Source organism: Pantoea sp. M_9, assembly GCF_008631385.1.
Lineage (GTDB): Bacteria > Pseudomonadota > Gammaproteobacteria > Enterobacterales > Enterobacteriaceae > Pantoea > Pantoea eucrina.
Map to the genome: position 1 here is coordinate 110349 of NZ_VWUF01000009.1, position 13419 is coordinate 123767.

Genomic DNA, 13419 nt, shown 5'->3' on the forward strand with positions numbered 1-13419 from the left:
AATCGACACCTTATCAGAGTCTGAACTCTTCGCCCAAATAAACCCGCTTAACCTGCTCATCTGCCAGAATTTCATCCGGCGTGCCGTGTGCAATCAGATTGCCCTGGCTGACAATATAGGCGCGTTCGCAGACGGCCAGCGTTTCACGCACGTTATGGTCAGTGATCAGGACACCAAGGCCGCTGTCGCGCAAATGTTCGATGATCTTTTTGATATCGATAACGGAGATGGGGTCAACCCCGGCGAACGGCTCATCCAGCAGAATGAACTTTGGATTCGCTGCCAGCGCGCGGGCAATTTCAACGCGGCGACGTTCTCCCCCGGAGAGCGCCTGACCCAGGCTGTTACGCAGATGCTCAATATGGAACTCTTCCATCAGCTCATTGGCGCGATCCTGGCGCTGCTCTTCGGTCAGATCGTCGCGGATCTGCAGCACGCCCATCAGATTGTCATACACGCTCAGCCGCCGGAAAATAGAGGCTTCCTGCGGCAGATAGCCGATACCGCGACGCGCACGGGCGTGCAGCGGCAGGATGCTGATATCCTCATCATCGATAATAATGCGGCCCGCATCGCGCGGGACAATGCCGACCACCATATAAAATGTTGTGGTCTTACCGGCACCATTAGGACCCAGCAGTCCGACAATCTCGCCCGATTTAACCTGCAGGCTGACATCTTCCACTACGCGGCGGCCTTTATACGCTTTGGCCAGATTTTCAGCGACTAAAGTTGCCATCGGTCAGTTACTCTTTTTAGGGCTCGCAGCGGAACCGTTTTTATCCTGCAGCTGTGAAGGGACCAGCACCGTGGTGACGCGTTTGCTCTGACCCTGACTATAGGCCTGCATTTTCTGCTCTTTCACCAGATAGGTGATGCGATCGCCTTTGATGTTGCTGTCCTGCTGTTCAATGAAAGCACTACCGGTCAGCTCGACAAAATCGTTGGCCAGCTCATAGTGCAGCTTAGCGGCATGGCCTTTAACCGGCTTGCCGTTGTCCTGCATCTGATAAAACGTAGCCGGATTGCCATAGGCATCAACAATCGTTTTGTTGCTGTCGCCGCCGGGACGGGTCACCACGACTTTATCCGCTGTAATTTTAATCGTGCCCTGCGTGACAATAACATTGCCGGTAAAGGTCGCCACGTTGCCCTGCAGATCCAGCGCCTGATTAACGGAGTCGATATTGACCGGTTTTTCTGAGTCGCCGGTGACGGCCAGCGCGGGCAGGCTGCCAATCAGCAGCGATCCCAGCAGCAGCGCGTTAACGCTATTTTTGTTCATTTTGAATTTCATAAGAGGTTTTGACCTTTTCAAGCAATTCGGCATTTTTTGTCCGCAAATTGCCGCGCATCTTCATGCCCGTGGAGTTAAAACTGCGGCCAAATAGCGTCACCTGGTCGTCAGACATGACATCCTGGGTCACCAGATTGACCTGCGCGTTATCAGTGATAATGCGTTCCAGCTGAGAATCCTGCGTCAGCGTATGCACTTCAACGTGGCCATACAGATAAAGCATACGATCTTTCGTTAGCTTTGCTTTGTCCGCCCGTACTGACCAGGTTGGTACTTTGTTTTCATCAAAGGTTGTCATAACGGGACGATCAAACCAGCTGACTTCATCAGCTGAAAAATAGGTCACTTTATCGGAGACAAGCTTGTAGGCCAGTGCACCTGTTGGGTTGTATACCACGGTATTAGAGTTCGCGCTGGTGTAGGTTGGCTCCTGATCGTTTGAAGCCAACGGCGTGGTGCTCTCATCCTGATTCGTCAGGTTCCAGCCGATCAATATCAGCGCGACCAGAGCCAGAATCAGCGTTATCCAACGCCTGCTTTTACTCATACTGATTGCCCTCTGGCATCCTCAAATTTATTCTGCGCCAGTAATATCAGGTCGCATATTTCGCGCACCGCACCGCGTCCGCCGCCGATGCGTGTGACATAGTCTGCACGCGGCAGCAGGACCGGATGTGCATCCGCTACGGCAACACTCAGACCCGCCTGCGCCATGACCGGCCAGTCGATCAGATCGTCGCCAATATAGGCAACCTGCGTGCTGTCCAGTGACAGTTTATCCAGAAGTTCGCGCCACGCCAAAAGCTTATCTGATTGTCCCTGGTAAAGATGCGTAATGCCCAGCGTCTCACAGCGATCTTCCAGCAGCCTGGCGCGACGGCCGGTTATAATAGCGACTTCGATGCCGGAGGTCAGCAGGCAACGTATGCCGTAGCCATCCCGCACATTAAACGCTTTCAGCTCTTCACCGCTGTTTCCCATATAGATCAGGCCGTCTGACATGACGCCATCAACATCACAAATCAGCAGACGGATTTGCGCTGCCCGTGCCATGACTTCAGCTGGTACCGGACCATAGCAGGTGGCGACCAGCGCATTTTCAGCGTTCATTTATTATTCCTGTTCAGACTACGCCAGCGCGCAGCATGTCATGCATGTGGACGACGCCCAGCAGCCGATCTTCATCGGCTACCAGTACGGCAGTGATATTTTTATTTTGCATCAGATTCAGGGCCTCTACCGCCAGCATATTTGGCCGGACGCGGATGCCGCCACGCGTCATGACGTCCTGAATACGCGCTGACTGAAAATCGACGCCCATATCAAAAATACGGCGCAGATCGCCATCGGTAAAAATCCCTTCAATTTTCATTAAGTCATCGACGATCACCGTGAGGCCGAGGTTTTTGCGCGTGATCTCCAGCAGGGCATCACGCAGCGACGCCTCGCGCGTGACGTGCGGAATTTCATCGCCGCTGTGCATAATGTCGCTGACGTGCAGCAGCAGTTTGCGACCCAGCGCGCCGCCAGGGTGCGACAGCGCAAAATCCTCTGGCGTAAAACCGCGCGCTTCAAGCAGCGCCACCGCCAGCGCATCGCCCATCACCAGCGTTGCCGTGGTGCTGGACGTGGGCGCCAGTCCAAGCGGGCACGCTTCCTGCGGCACTTTCACACACAGGTGAACATCTGCCGCGCGGCCCATGGCGCTCTCCGGGCGGCTGGTCATACAGATCAGCTGCACTTTCTGTCGCTTCAGCACCGGGATCAGCGCCAGGATCTCTGCTGATTCGCCGCTGTTCGAGATGGCGATAACCACATCGCTGGCGCTCACCATGCCGAGGTCGCCATGGCTCGCCTCGCCCGGATGCACAAAAAAGGAGGCGGTGCCGGTGCTGGCAAAGGTCGCGGCCATTTTCTTACCGATATGTCCTGATTTGCCCATGCCCATCACCACGACTTTGCCCTGGCAGGCATAAAGCAGCTGGCAGGCGCGGCTGAAGTCGTCATTGATATACTGATCAAGCTGTTTAAGACCTTCACGTTCGATGCGCAGAACCTTTTTACCCGCCTGCTGAAAATCAAACTCTGCATGCTGCTGTGACATATCAGTGCATCCTTAATAGCCAGTAAGAAGGGTGGGGCTGAGCCACAGCCATAGCACCCAGAGAAGAAATCCGCTCAGTAACAGCGCGCCGGCTATCCGGCCGACGCGCCGCTTACGCAGCAGACAAAACAGGGCAAACAGTACGCTGACGCCGAGCATGACCCAGTAATCACGGCTAAACGCGAGCGGATTGACCTCGCCCGGATGAAACAGCGCGGGCAGGCCAAGAACAATCGCCAGGTTGAAAATGTTGGCGCCGATCAGATTACCAATCGCCATATCATCTTCACCTTTCAGCGCACCCGCGACAACCGTGGCCAGCTCCGGCAGACTGGTCCCTACCGCAATAAGCGTCAGTCCCATCACCAGCTCGCTTACGCCAAAGTAATCAGCAAAGACGGTGGCATTGTCGATAACCATACGGGTCGACATCGGCAATATAATCAGCGCGACCGCCAGCCAGAGAAAGGCTACCGTGTTACCCGCTTCATCGCGCGGCAGTTCTGCCAGCTGTTCCCGGGTGAGTGTATCGCTGTTGTCATGTCCGGCGCGGCGGGCAATGCGGATCACGATCAGCAGATAGAACAGCGCCATCAGCAACAGCGCCACACCATCCAGCCGGCTCAGGTAATTATCAAACAGCATAATGCCGCTCAGCAAAGAGACCAGCAGCAGCAGTGGAAGTTCGCGCCGAATCAAATTGGAGTGTACGGTTAAAGGATGAAGCAGCGCGGCGCCACCCAGAATTAACAGGATATTCGTAATGTTTGAGCCCAGCGCGGTGCCTACAGCCAAATCCATCTGTCCATGTTGCGCAGCTGAAAACGAAATAATCAGCTCCGGCAGCGATGTGCCGATACTGACTACCGTCATGCCAATAATCAGCGGCGGAATACCAAACGAGCGGCACAGAATGGCGACGCTGAAGACCAGTCGATCGGCCCCGTAAACCAGTAACAGCAATCCGATAAACAACAGGGCGGTAGCTACAAACATGAAAAATCCTTGATGGATACGGTGCCGGCGGACCCTGGCCGGCAAAAAAGCCTGAGATGCGGGGGAGTCAGCCGCTGATTTTGACTCTCTGAGCGACAAAAGTAAATTTAATGACCGTTTTCGCCACACTGAACCGGTAAGTTTCTGTAAAACTATCGTGAATTGCGGTTTACCAGGCTACCATCCACCCCATTTAGTACGCCCGACCCGCTTAACGAGGTAATAATGACTCAGCAGCAAACGAATCTGGTCGAGGTGCGCGGTGTGAGTTTCACCCGTGGCGATCGCACGATATTCGATGATATTTCACTTACGGTTCCGGCGGGCAAAGTGACCGCGATTATGGGACCTTCCGGTATCGGAAAAACTACGCTGTTACGCCTGATTGGCGGTCAGCTGCAGCCTGACCACGGCGAAATCTGGTTTCAGGGCCAGAATATTCCCGGCCTGTCACGGCGCAAGCTCTATGAAGCCCGCAAGAAAATGAGCATGCTGTTTCAGTCAGGCGCGCTCTTTACCGATCTCAACGTTTATGAAAACGTCGCCTGGCCGCTGCGCGAGCACACTCAGCTGCCGCCGGAACTGCTGCACAGCACGGTGATGATGAAGCTTGAAGCGGTCGGACTGCGCGGCGCGGCAAAACTTATGCCGGCAGAACTCTCCGGCGGGATGGCACGACGCGCTGCGCTGGCACGTGCCATTGCGCTGGAACCGGAACTCATCATGTTTGATGAGCCGTTTGTGGGGCAGGATCCAATAACCATGGGCGTGCTGGTCAAGCTGATTGATGAGCTGAACCACTCGCTCGGCGTGACCTGTATTGTGGTATCGCATGATGTGCCTGAAGTCCTGAGCATCGCCGATCACGCCTATATTGTTGCCGGGCAAAAAATCATTGCCGAAGGCAGCACCCGGCAGCTGAAGGAGAACGCCGATCCGCGCGTACGCCAGTTTATCGATGGGCATGCTGATGGTCCGGTGCCGTTTCGTTTCGCCGCCGGCGACTATCTTAGTGATTTGACCCGGACAGGGAGAGAGTAAACTCATGGTGTTACAGGCACTGGCGTCGTTCGGGCGTCGGGGAATAAACAGCTGTGCGACCTTTGGTCGGGCCGGTCTGATGCTGTTTCATGCGCTGGTGGGAAAACCCGCTTTTCGCCGCCATGCTCCATTGTTGATCAGGCAGCTTTACAGCGTTGGCGTACTCTCGCTGCTGATTATTGTGGTTTCTGGTCTGTTTATCGGCATGGTGCTGGGACTGCAGGGATATCTGGTGCTGACCACCTACAGCGCGGAGACCAGTCTTGGCATGCTGGTAGCGCTGTCGCTGCTGCGCGAGCTGGGGCCGGTTGTTACGGCGCTGCTGTTTGCCGGGCGAGCCGGCTCAGCGCTGACGGCAGAGATTGGCCTGATGAAAGCCACAGAGCAGCTCTCCAGTATGGAGATGATGGCGGTGGATCCGCTGCGCCGCGTGGTCTCGCCACGCTTCTGGGCGGGCTTTATCAGCATGCCGCTGTTAACGCTGATTTTTACGGCCGTCGGTATTGCCGGTGGTGCACTGGTTGGCGTTGGCTGGAAGGGTATCGATCCGGGCTTTTTCTGGTCCGCGATGCAAAGCGCGGTAGATTTTCATAATGATGTCCTTAACTGCCTGATCAAGAGCGCAGTTTTTGCCATTACGGTAACCTGGATTGCGCTGTTTAACGGCTACGATGCGATTCCGACATCGGAAGGTATCAGCCGGGCAACAACGCGTACCGTCGTACACGCTTCACTGGCGGTGCTTGGGCTTGATTTTGTGCTGACCGCACTGATGTTTGGGAACTGATGCAATGCAAAGCAAGAAAAATGAAATTTGGGTAGGGGTATTTATGCTGGCGGCGCTGGTGGCGCTGCTGTTTCTCAGTCTGCGCGTGGCCGATCTCAAATCGCTGGGCACCGAGCCCACGTGGAAGCTCTACGCCACCTTTGACAATATTGGCGGCCTGAAAATCAGTTCACCGGTGAAAATTGGCGGTGTCGTCATTGGCCGCGTAACGGATATTTCACTGGATGAGAAAAGCCTGTCACCGCGCGTGACCATGGATATCAGCGAACAGTATGCCGATAAAATCCCGGATACCAGTTCTCTGGCTATTCGTACGCAGGGTTTGCTGGGCGAACAGTTTCTGGCACTGAATCTGGGCTTTGACGATCCGGATCTCGGTTCAGCTATGCTGAAAGATGGCGGAACGTTGCGCGACACCAAATCTGCCCTGGTGCTTGAGGATCTGATTGGTCAGTTCCTGTATAAAAGCGGCGACGGCAGCAAAGAGAATCAGTCACAGGATGGCGAGCGTGCACCTGCGCCTGCCACAACGGAATAATCCAGAGAGGTAAAACACGATGTTGAAACGTTTTCTGATGGTTGCCCTGCTGGCAATCGCTCCCCTGGCTGCCACGGCAGCGGATACGAACCAGAGTAATCCGTACAAGCTGATGAACGAAGCCGCAGCCAAAACCTTCACCCGGCTGAAAAATGAGCAGCCGAAAATCAAGCAGGATCCTAACTATCTGCGTGACATTGTACGCCAGGAGCTGCTGCCCTATGTGCAGATCAAATATGCCGGCGCGCTGGTTTTAGGCCGCTACTATCGTGAAGCGACGCCGGCACAGCGCGACGCCTATTTTGCCGCATTCGGTGACTACCTGGCCCAGGCTTACGGGCAGGCGCTGGCGCTGTATCATGGTCAGACTTATCAGATTCAGCCAGAAAAACCGCTGGGCGATGCCAATATTGTGGCTATTCGCGTCACCATTGTTGATCCTAACGGCCGTCCGCCGGTGCGCCTCGATTTTCAGTGGCGTAAAAACAGCCAGAGCGGAAAATGGCAGGCTTACGATATGATTGCCGAAGGGATCAGTATGATCACCACCAAGCAGAATGAGTGGAGCGATCTGCTGCGCACTAAAGGCATCGATGGCCTGACTGCACAGCTGAAAACCTACGCGGCACAACCTATTACACTGGATAAACAGCAATAATGAGTGAATCGTTACGCTGGCAGCGCAGTACTGATACGCTGGTACTGAGCGGCAAGCTTGACCGGGATACGCTGCTGACACTATGGCAGCAGCGTGAAACGGTTATGCAGAATATAAACGTCATTGATGTCGCGGCGCTGGAACGGGTTGATTCGGCCGGGCTGGCGCTGCTGGTGCATCTGCGCGAGATGGTACGCGCGCAGGGAAGTACGCCGCTGTTCACGGGTGTGACAGATAAACTCCATTCTCTTATTACGCTTTATAATCTTCAGCAGATTATTGTTTCTGCGGAGAAAAGCGTCTGATCTGACGGCTGAAAAACCAGGCCCCTGATGCGTTCAGGGGCTTTTGCATATTTAAGACTCAGCCGCTTTCCTCTAAGATATCCGCCTTATTATTATCAAGTGAAGTTATAAACCATGGAAAATAGTGAAGTTCAGGCAGTCCTGATGCAGGCGCTGTCATTAGATGAAGTCCACGTGATGAGCAACGACGGCAGCCATTTCCAGGTAATCGCCGTGGGCGAAATGTTTGGTGAACTGAGCCGGGTAAAAAAACAGCAGGCTGTTTATGCGCCGCTGATGGAATACATTGCGGATAATCGCATTCATGCGGTTTCCATCAAGACTTATACCCCCGCTGAGTGGGCTCGCGACCGTAAACTTAACGGATTCTGAGTACCAGTCTGGTTGTTTTGTTGATAGATAATTGAGAGCCGTGTTAATGGACAAATTTCGTGTGCAAGGCCCCACCCGCTTAAGTGGTGAAGTGACCATTTCCGGCGCAAAAAATGCAGCGCTGCCGATTCTGTTTGCCGCGCTGCTGGCAGAAGAGCCGGTAGAAATTCAGAATGTCCCGCAGCTGCGTGATATTGATACCACCATGAAGCTGCTGAGCCTGCTGGGTGCACGCACAGAGCGTAACGGTTCGGTGCATGTTGATGCGCGCGAAGTTAACGTCTTCAGCGCTCCCTACGATCTGGTTAAAACGATGCGTGCTTCTATCTGGGCGCTCGGACCGCTGGTGGCACGATTTGGTCAGGGTCAGGTATCACTGCCGGGCGGCTGCGCGATTGGTGCCCGTCCGGTCGATCTGCATATCACCGGCCTGGAACAGCTCGGCGCGGAGATCAAGCTGGAAGAGGGCTATGTTAAAGCCTCGGTCAATGGTCGCCTGAAGGGCGCGCACATTGTTATGGATAAAGTCAGCGTCGGCGCGACCGTAACCATTATGAGTGCGGCAACGCTGGCAACCGGCACCACGGTAATCGAGAACGCGGCGCGCGAGCCGGAGATTGTTGATACGGCAAACTTCCTCAATACGCTGGGTGCCAAAATTTCTGGCGCAGGCACGGACAAAATTACGATTGAAGGTGTAGAACGTCTGGGTGGCGGTGTCTATCGCGTGCTGCCGGATCGTATCGAAACCGGCACCTTCCTTGTGGCTGCGGCTATCTCGCGTGGCAAAGTCATCTGCCGCAATGCACAGCCGGATACGCTGGATGCGGTGCTGGCGAAACTGCGCGACGCGGGTGCTGAAATTGAAACCGGTGATGACTGGATTAGCCTTGATATGCACGGCAAGCGGCCAAAAGCGGTGAATATCCGCACTGCACCGCATCCGGGTTTTCCAACCGATATGCAGGCGCAGTTCACTCTGCTGAACCTGCTGGCGGAAGGCACGGGCGTGATCACGGAAACCATCTTTGAAAACCGCTTTATGCACATCCCGGAACTGATCCGTATGGGTGCGCATGCGGAAATCGAGAGCAACACGGCGATTTGTCACGGTGTGGAAACGCTCTCGGGTGCACAGGTTATGGCGACCGATTTACGTGCTTCGGCGAGTCTGGTACTGGCAGGCTGTATTGCTGAAGGCACTACGGTTGTTGACCGGATTTACCATATCGATCGCGGCTATGAGCATATCGAAGATAAGCTCAAAGCGATGGGCGCGAACATCGAGCGTATCAGCGGCGAATAAGCCAGTCAGTATGACGAACCAGAACCAGTCACAGCAGCGTGGCTGGTTTTTTTTTNTGACCGGATTTACCATATCGATCGCGGCTATGAGCATATCGAAGATAAGCTCAAAGCGATGGGCGCGAACATCGAGCGTATCAGCGGCGAATAAGCCAGTCAGTATGACGAACCAGAACCAGTCACAGCAGCGTGGCTGGTTTTTTTTTCTTATTTTTTAGCCGGGATCTTTTTCAGACTATCGGGCGATCGGATCCGCTTTTTGCGATCCAGCAGAAGCAGGGTGTCAGGATCGTAGTAGCGGCTTGGCCAGATTTCTGCCGGATGCACCTCAAGCGCCATCGCGATAAGCCACTCACCTTTGGGCCAGGGACGAGACAGCGCATTGGCGAGCGTTGAAGAGCAAAGCCCTGACGCACGTGACAGAGCCGCCAGTGAAGTGCCACGTTTGCGTAGCGCTGCGATAATATCTGCAGGATGCCAATCCTCTTTCCTTGTCTGCATAACTTGTTCTCCATATCCATGTAATGCGTAATCGCTGCTGCAGCAGTGAAGGGTAAAACTGGAAATTAACGGCTCTATATAGCAAAAAGGTTCCATTAATTTCCAGTAATTGTTACACCCAGGTAGCAAAATCTGGCGGGTATTCGCAAAAAGCGTGCAAAATTATGCAAATGATGCAGGAAACGGCGGGGAATAAAAAACGGAGCCGGGCGGCTCCGTCGGAGATTAAAAGTCGCGCTGCACTGACATATGCGCCAGCGCTTCGAGCGCAGTACGCCACGGACTCTCAGGCAGCAGCTGTAACGCGGCGATCGCTTTATCCGCTTCTTCTTCAGCGCGTTTGCGCGTCCACTCCAGCGAACCTGTCTGCTGCATAGCGGCCAGCACCGGCTCCAGCAAATGGCGCCCGTTGCCTTCCTCAATCGCGCTGCGGATCATAGCGGCCTGCTCGGGTGTGCCATGATGCATAGCATGCAGCAGGGGCAGCGTCGGTTTCCCTTCGCTGAGATCGTCACCGGTATTTTTACCCAGCGTTTCGCCATCTGCGCTGTAGTCGAGCAGATCGTCAATTAACTGGAAAGCGGTGCCAAGGTAGCGACCATAATCCTGCAGCGCTTTCTCCTGAGCGGGCGAAGCCTCTGCCAGAATCGCGGAGGCCTGAGAAGCAGCTTCAAACAGACGCGCCGTTTTACTGTAGATGACGCGCATGTAGCTCTCTTCAGTGATGTCAGGATCGTTACAGTTCATCAGCTGCAGCACTTCGCCTTCGGCGATCACATTCACCGCTTCTGACATCAGCGCGAGGATCTTTAAGGATCCGAGGCTGGTCATCATCTGAAAAGCGCGCGTATAGATAAAATCACCCACCAGCACGCTGGCGGCATTACCAAACGCCGCATTCGCGGTCGCTTTGCCGCGCCGCATGTCAGACTCATCCACCACGTCATCATGCAGCAGCGTTGCCGTATGGATAAATTCAATCAGCGCTGCGTTAGTGACATGCAGCGAACCCTGATAGTTGAGCGCCCGCGCTGAAAGCACGGCAATCATCGGACGAATGCGTTTACCTCCGCCGCTGACAATGTAGTAGCCCAACTGGTTGATCAGTGAGACATCTGAATTCAGCTGGTCGAGGATGGTCTGGTTGACGGCCGCCATGTCCTGCGCGGTTAGTTCGTTAATTTGTTCTAGGTTCATTCGTCTGTTCAGCTTTGACTCGTTTTTTGCATGGTAGGCGCTTTTACCCAGCGTGAGTTCAGGTAATCTGTTACTGATTGTACTTGAAAATTCAGGATGAGAAACGGTTGCATTCACTCTGCGCTTTTTTTCTGCAGGAGAGTGCAAAGTGCGCTTGTTTTCTGCTGGATATTTGCGTAGAATTCGCGCCCTATTGTGAATATTATCGCGCCGCCTGATTACACAGAAAGGCAAGCGCAGAAGCGGAGTTTTATATGTACGCGGTTTTCCAAAGTGGTGGTAAACAACACCGAGTAAGCGAAGGTCAGACCGTTCGCCTGGAAAAGCTGGACATCGCAACCGGCGAAACCATTGAGTTCGACCAGGTTCTGATGATTGCAAATGGCGAAGACGTGAAAATCGGCGCGCCACTGGTTTCAGGCGGAATGATCAAGGCAGAAGTTGTTGCTCACGGTCGCGGCGAAAAAATTAAGATTGTTAAGTTTCGTCGTCGTAAACACTACCGTAAGCAAGCTGGTCACCGTCAGTGGTTCACTGATGTGAAAATCACGACGATCAGCGCGTAAGAGGAGATCTGACAAATGGCACATAAAAAGGCTGGTGGTTCGACCCGTAACGGTCGCGACTCCAACGCAAAACGTCTGGGTGTTAAGCGTTTCGGTGGTGAATCTGTTCTGGCAGGTAGCATCATCGTTCGTCAGCGTGGCACCAAGTTCCACGCCGGTACCAATGTAGGCTGTGGTCGTGACCACACCCTGTTTGCTACCACAGACGGCAAAGTTAAATTCGAAGTGAAAGGCCCGAACAACCGTAAATATATCAGCATCGTTGCTGAGTAAGGTTGTCGTGCTGCAGACGATAATCGTCTGAACACACGAAGGAAAGGCCCCGCAGCTTTGCGGGGCTTTTTACATTCTGCGGCCGGTTATCGAATCCCCGCTAACTGAGCTGCGCGGTTTGTTGTACACTTTCTGTACATATCATATTACCAAATTTGCATTATCCGCCGCCGGTCAGCACAGAAGACCCTGGCGGACCCGTCTGCCGCTCTCTGCAGCGACAGACGACAGTGTGACGGAGAAATAGAATGAAGTTTGTTGATGAAGCGACGATCCTTGTGGTCGCAGGCGATGGCGGCAACGGTTGCGTTAGCTTCCGCCGTGAGAAATATATTCCGAAAGGCGGCCCGGACGGCGGTGACGGCGGTGACGGCGGTGACGTCTATCTGCTGGCAGATGAAAACCTCAATACCCTGATCGATTATCGCTTTGAAAAAGCGTTCCGCGCTGAGCGCGGCCAGAATGGTCAGAGCCGCGACTGCACCGGCAAACGTGGTAAAGATGTCACCATCAAAGTGCCGGTCGGTACGCGCATAATCGATCAGGGCACCGGTGAAACGCTGGGCGATATGACGCGCCATGAGCAGAAGCTGATGGTAGCGAAAGGCGGCTGGCACGGTCTTGGCAACACGCGTTTTAAATCCTCGGTTAACCGCACGCCGCGCCAGAAAACCATGGGTACCCCAGGCGAGAAACGCGATCTGCAGCTGGAGCTGATGCTGCTGGCCGATGTCGGCATGCTGGGTCTGCCGAATGCGGGTAAATCGACCTTTATTCGCGCCGTCTCTGCAGCGAAGCCAAAAGTGGCGGACTATCCGTTTACCACGCTGGTTCCCAGCCTGGGCGTTGTGCGCATGGACAGTGAAAAAAGCTTTGTCGTGGCAGATATCCCGGGGCTGATTGAAGGCGCAGCGGAAGGTGCCGGACTGGGCATTCGCTTTCTGAAGCATCTTGAGCGCTGTCGCGTTCTGCTGCACCTGATCGACATTGCGCCTATCGACGAGACCGATCCAGTTGAAAACGCCCGCATCATTCTTGGCGAGCTGGAAAAATATAGCGATAAGCTCTATCAGAAGCCGCGCTGGCTGGTGTTTAACAAAACTGACCTGCTGAGTCAGGAAGAGGCTGAGAGCCGTGCTAAAGCGATTGCAGAGGCACTCGGCTGGGATGAAAAATATTACCTTATCTCTGCCGCCAGCCGTACCGGCGTTAATGAACTCTGCTGGGATGTGATGAGCTTTATCATCGCTAATCCTAAAGAAGCGGAACAGGAAGAGAAGCAGCCTGAGAAGGTCGCGTTCATGTGGGATGATTACCATCGTGAAGCGCTGGAAACCGCTCAGGAAGTGGAAGAAGATGATGACTGGGATGACGACTGGGATGATGAAGACGACGAAGGCGTCGAAATTATCTATCAGCGTTAATCACAGCTAAAAGCGGCCTTCGGGCCGCTTTTTTTATCTGAAAAGCAGCGGAGCC

The 13419-nt window shown here is 54.2% G+C and carries 18 protein-coding genes and 1 pseudogene; 11 read left to right on the plus strand and 8 right to left on the minus strand.

What is annotated here, in order from left to right; all coding sequences use genetic code 11:
- Positions 1–13: 13 nt before the first annotated feature.
- Genes lptB through F3I15_RS13545 form a run of 6 tightly spaced genes read right to left on the minus strand, consistent with a single transcriptional unit; the run spans position 14 to position 4397 of the window.
- Positions 14–739 (minus strand): LPS export ABC transporter ATP-binding protein, encoded by a 726-nt coding sequence (lptB, locus tag F3I15_RS13520; protein WP_039382204.1) that lies wholly within the window; start codon positions 737–739, stop codon positions 14–16.
- Between the two features lie 3 nt (positions 740–742).
- Positions 743–1297, minus strand: coding sequence for a lipopolysaccharide ABC transporter substrate-binding protein LptA (gene lptA, locus F3I15_RS13525; RefSeq protein WP_150018256.1), 555 nt, complete (start codon positions 1295–1297; stop codon positions 743–745).
- Entirely contained in the window at positions 1272–1844 is a 573-nt protein-coding gene (lptC, locus tag F3I15_RS13530) for an LPS export ABC transporter periplasmic protein LptC (protein WP_150018257.1), read from the minus strand. The genes lptA and lptC overlap by 26 nt, the downstream gene beginning before the upstream one ends.
- A complete protein-coding gene (gene kdsC / locus F3I15_RS13535; protein WP_150018258.1) occupies positions 1841–2407 on the minus strand; it encodes a 3-deoxy-manno-octulosonate-8-phosphatase KdsC in 567 nt (188 codons plus the stop codon). The genes lptC and kdsC overlap by 4 nt, the downstream gene beginning before the upstream one ends.
- Positions 2408–2420: 13 nt before the next feature.
- Complete coding sequence (gene kdsD / locus F3I15_RS13540; RefSeq protein ID WP_150018259.1) at positions 2421–3401, minus strand: arabinose-5-phosphate isomerase KdsD; 981 nt, start codon at positions 3399–3401, stop codon at positions 2421–2423.
- A gap of 12 nt (positions 3402–3413) precedes the next feature.
- The gene (locus F3I15_RS13545; protein ID WP_150018260.1) at positions 3414–4397 is read right to left on the minus strand and encodes a calcium/sodium antiporter; all 984 of its coding nucleotides are present in this window, start codon (positions 4395–4397) and stop codon (positions 3414–3416) included.
- Positions 4398–4622: 225 nt separating this feature from the next.
- Here F3I15_RS13545 and mlaF point away from each other — a divergent pair, with 225 nt between their 5' ends.
- From mlaF to F3I15_RS18475, 8 genes and pseudogenes are all read left to right on the plus strand, one after another.
- Positions 4623–5438, plus strand: a complete 816-nt coding sequence (gene mlaF, locus F3I15_RS13550; protein ID WP_150018261.1) for a phospholipid ABC transporter ATP-binding protein MlaF — start codon at positions 4623–4625, stop codon at positions 5436–5438.
- Between the two features lie 4 nt (positions 5439–5442).
- A complete protein-coding gene (mlaE, locus tag F3I15_RS13555; protein WP_039382227.1) occupies positions 5443–6225 on the plus strand; it encodes a lipid asymmetry maintenance ABC transporter permease subunit MlaE in 783 nt (260 codons plus the stop codon).
- Between the two features lie 4 nt (positions 6226–6229).
- Positions 6230–6763, plus strand: a complete 534-nt coding sequence (gene mlaD / locus F3I15_RS13560) for an outer membrane lipid asymmetry maintenance protein MlaD (RefSeq protein ID WP_094110672.1) — start codon at positions 6230–6232, stop codon at positions 6761–6763.
- Between the two features lie 19 nt (positions 6764–6782).
- The gene (gene mlaC / locus F3I15_RS13565) at positions 6783–7421 is read left to right on the plus strand and encodes a phospholipid-binding protein MlaC (protein WP_150018262.1); all 639 of its coding nucleotides are present in this window, start codon (positions 6783–6785) and stop codon (positions 7419–7421) included.
- The gene (gene mlaB / locus F3I15_RS13570; protein ID WP_039382234.1) at positions 7421–7726 is read left to right on the plus strand and encodes a lipid asymmetry maintenance protein MlaB; all 306 of its coding nucleotides are present in this window, start codon (positions 7421–7423) and stop codon (positions 7724–7726) included. Before mlaC ends, mlaB begins: the two co-directional genes overlap by 1 nt.
- A 114-nt stretch (positions 7727–7840) precedes the next feature.
- Positions 7841–8098, plus strand: a complete 258-nt coding sequence (gene ibaG, locus F3I15_RS13575; protein WP_039382236.1) for a BolA family iron metabolism protein IbaG — start codon at positions 7841–7843, stop codon at positions 8096–8098.
- A gap of 46 nt (positions 8099–8144) precedes the next feature.
- The gene (murA, locus tag F3I15_RS13580) at positions 8145–9404 is read left to right on the plus strand and encodes a UDP-N-acetylglucosamine 1-carboxyvinyltransferase (protein WP_039382238.1); all 1260 of its coding nucleotides are present in this window, start codon (positions 8145–8147) and stop codon (positions 9402–9404) included.
- Positions 9405–9461: 57 nt separating this feature from the next.
- Positions 9462–9554: pseudogene (locus F3I15_RS18475) on the plus strand (hypothetical protein); the annotation flags it as partial.
- 56 nt (positions 9555–9610) lie between these two features.
- On the opposite strand, the gene F3I15_RS13585 reads toward F3I15_RS18475, so the two are convergent.
- Positions 9611–9904 carry a helix-turn-helix transcriptional regulator gene (locus F3I15_RS13585; RefSeq protein WP_150018263.1) on the minus strand — a complete coding sequence of 98 codons (294 nt, stop codon included), beginning with the start codon at positions 9902–9904 and terminating at the stop codon, positions 9611–9613.
- Between the two features lie 225 nt (positions 9905–10129).
- On the minus strand, positions 10130–11101 hold the full coding sequence (ispB, locus tag F3I15_RS13590) for an octaprenyl diphosphate synthase (protein WP_039382243.1): 972 nt from the start codon (positions 11099–11101) through the stop codon (positions 10130–10132).
- A gap of 254 nt (positions 11102–11355) precedes the next feature.
- Between ispB and rplU the strand changes: the two genes are divergently transcribed.
- The 3 genes from rplU (at position 11356) to cgtA (ending at position 13364) form a co-directional block, all read left to right on the plus strand.
- On the plus strand, positions 11356–11667 hold the full coding sequence (rplU, locus tag F3I15_RS13595; RefSeq protein WP_039382246.1) for a 50S ribosomal protein L21: 312 nt from the start codon (positions 11356–11358) through the stop codon (positions 11665–11667).
- A gap of 15 nt (positions 11668–11682) precedes the next feature.
- Positions 11683–11940, plus strand: a complete 258-nt coding sequence (rpmA, locus tag F3I15_RS13600; protein ID WP_039382249.1) for a 50S ribosomal protein L27 — start codon at positions 11683–11685, stop codon at positions 11938–11940.
- Positions 11941–12188: 248 nt separating this feature from the next.
- Complete coding sequence (cgtA, locus tag F3I15_RS13605) at positions 12189–13364, plus strand: Obg family GTPase CgtA (RefSeq protein WP_150018264.1); 1176 nt, start codon at positions 12189–12191, stop codon at positions 13362–13364.
- Positions 13365–13419 lie beyond the last annotated feature (55 nt).

Bases quoted from the DNA above. Each gene is read 5' to 3' on its own strand.
- lptB (WP_039382204.1), bottom strand. From the start codon at position 739: ATGGCAACTTTAGTCGCTGAAAATCTGGCCAAAGCGTATAAAGGCCGC.
- lptA (WP_150018256.1), bottom strand. From the start codon at position 1,297: ATGAAATTCAAAATGAACAAAAATAGCGTTAACGCGCTGCTGCTGGGA.
- lptC (WP_150018257.1), bottom strand. From the start codon at position 1,844: ATGAGTAAAAGCAGGCGTTGGATAACGCTGATTCTGGCTCTGGTCGCG.
- kdsC (WP_150018258.1), bottom strand. From the start codon at position 2,407: ATGAACGCTGAAAATGCGCTGGTCGCCACCTGCTATGGTCCGGTACCA.
- kdsD (WP_150018259.1), bottom strand. From the start codon at position 3,401: ATGTCACAGCAGCATGCAGAGTTTGATTTTCAGCAGGCGGGTAAAAAG.
- F3I15_RS13545 (WP_150018260.1), bottom strand. From the start codon at position 4,397: ATGTTTGTAGCTACCGCCCTGTTGTTTATCGGATTGCTGTTACTGGTT.
- mlaF (WP_150018261.1), top strand. From the start codon at position 4,623: ATGACTCAGCAGCAAACGAATCTGGTCGAGGTGCGCGGTGTGAGTTTC.
- mlaE (WP_039382227.1), top strand. From the start codon at position 5,443: ATGGTGTTACAGGCACTGGCGTCGTTCGGGCGTCGGGGAATAAACAGC.
- mlaD (WP_094110672.1), top strand. From the start codon at position 6,230: ATGCAAAGCAAGAAAAATGAAATTTGGGTAGGGGTATTTATGCTGGCG.
- mlaC (WP_150018262.1), top strand. From the start codon at position 6,783: ATGTTGAAACGTTTTCTGATGGTTGCCCTGCTGGCAATCGCTCCCCTG.
- mlaB (WP_039382234.1), top strand. From the start codon at position 7,421: ATGAGTGAATCGTTACGCTGGCAGCGCAGTACTGATACGCTGGTACTG.
- ibaG (WP_039382236.1), top strand. From the start codon at position 7,841: ATGGAAAATAGTGAAGTTCAGGCAGTCCTGATGCAGGCGCTGTCATTA.
- murA (WP_039382238.1), top strand. From the start codon at position 8,145: ATGGACAAATTTCGTGTGCAAGGCCCCACCCGCTTAAGTGGTGAAGTG.
- F3I15_RS13585 (WP_150018263.1), bottom strand. From the start codon at position 9,904: ATGCAGACAAGGAAAGAGGATTGGCATCCTGCAGATATTATCGCAGCG.
- ispB (WP_039382243.1), bottom strand. From the start codon at position 11,101: ATGAACCTAGAACAAATTAACGAACTAACCGCGCAGGACATGGCGGCC.
- rplU (WP_039382246.1), top strand. From the start codon at position 11,356: ATGTACGCGGTTTTCCAAAGTGGTGGTAAACAACACCGAGTAAGCGAA.
- rpmA (WP_039382249.1), top strand. From the start codon at position 11,683: ATGGCACATAAAAAGGCTGGTGGTTCGACCCGTAACGGTCGCGACTCC.
- cgtA (WP_150018264.1), top strand. From the start codon at position 12,189: ATGAAGTTTGTTGATGAAGCGACGATCCTTGTGGTCGCAGGCGATGGC.